This is a genomic window from Actinomadura rubrisoli, assembly GCF_004349215.1.
Lineage (GTDB): Bacteria > Actinomycetota > Actinomycetes > Streptosporangiales > Streptosporangiaceae > Spirillospora > Spirillospora rubrisoli.
This window is the reverse complement of the sequence record NZ_SMKU01000698.1, coordinates 1-1,368: the sequence shown is the minus strand read 5'-3', so window position 1 is coordinate 1,368 and position 1,368 is coordinate 1. Positions and strand designations below refer to the sequence as shown.

1 protein-coding gene is annotated in these 1,368 nt (G+C 77.9%); it reads right to left on the bottom strand.

The window, feature by feature from the left end; all coding sequences use genetic code 11:
- Window positions 1-1,345 (bottom strand): cell division protein PerM (locus E1298_RS46940; RefSeq protein WP_243726275.1); only part of this gene is annotated, 1,345 nt, incomplete at its 3' end.
- Window positions 1,346-1,368: the final 23 nt, after the last annotated feature.

The window sequence follows — 1,368 nt, the reverse complement described above, 5'->3', positions numbered from 1 at the left end:
GGGCGGGCATGGGCGTGGGGGCCGTCCGTCCGCGACGCCGGCGCTTGGACGGCCCGGTCTCCGGGCGGCGCAGGGTCATCCAGTTCGCCACCCAGGCCGCGAGCGCCGCCGAGATCCCCACCTCCAGGGCCGCCATCAGCCCGACCTGCCAGGCGGAGGGCCCCACGGTCGCCATCCGGCCGCCGCCGAGCGGGCCGCCCGACAGCGCCGTCAGCAGCGCGGCCACGGCGCCCGTCAGCGCGCCGGACACGAATCCCCACAGCGGCGCCGCCTCGTACACCGGGCTGGGCATCGCGCGGATCGTCAGCACGCCGCCGACGGCGCCCGCCACGAACGGCGCGGCCAGCGCCAGCAGCGAGACCGCAGGGGCCGGGCCGGGCTCGGGCAGCGCGGCGAGCGGCGGGAACGCCGGGACGGCATCCAGGAACACCCCGGTCGCCGAGACGCTGGTGCCGGCGCCGACCGAGAAGCCGGGGCCGACCGCGTACGCCATCCCCCAGATCACCGCGTTCGGCAGGAAGGCCAGCTCGACCAGCAGCAGGAGGACTCCGCCGACGATCCCGGGCGCGAGCAGGTCGTACAGGCGGTCCGTCTCCGACATGTGCGTCGCGAGGGACCCGCCCACCAGCAGCGCGCCGGACGCGAGCAGCACCGAGGTCGAGCCCGCCACGCCGATCACCAGCGAGCGCGGGCGGTCGGGCAGCAGCCGCAGCAGGGCGCCGAGCCCCGAGCGCAGGCGCCGCTCCCGCGCGTCCGCCGCGACCTGCGCCGCGACGACGGCCCGGGCGGCGCCGAGCCCGCCCGCGACGACCGCGACGACGAAGCACGCGATCAGCGCCTGCCACGCCGACGGCCGCACCGCCTGGGACGTCGCCGCGAGCGCGAGCAGCCCGGCCAGCGCCGCGTACGGGACGGCCAGCGCGACCGCGACGTGCACGACCGCGACCCTCGGGCGGCTCGGCAGGCCCGTCCCGCGGATCATCCACCCGCCGCCGCGGTACAGCAGCGCGCCGGGCAGGACGATCACGCCCAGCGGCAGCAGCCCGACGCGGCCGTGATCGCTGGAGAAGCCCGCGTGGTGGGACACGAGCCAGAAGTTGACCGCCGTCCTGAACACGCCGGGCATGCCGTGCCCGAGCGCCGTCCTGGGCGCGGCGATCCATCCGATCAGCGTGAACGTGGTGAGGACCGCGAGCCCGATGCCGATGCACCAGAGCGCCGCCACGAGCCCGGTCACGTAGAGCGGCCGCGGCCCGGCGCCGGCGCGCGGCCCCCGGCCGGCCCGCGCCCTGGCCGGCTCGGGTCGTTCGGGCGTCAGGCGCTCCCCGGGGCTCACATCGTTCACGCGCTCCATGCTGACAGCCCGCC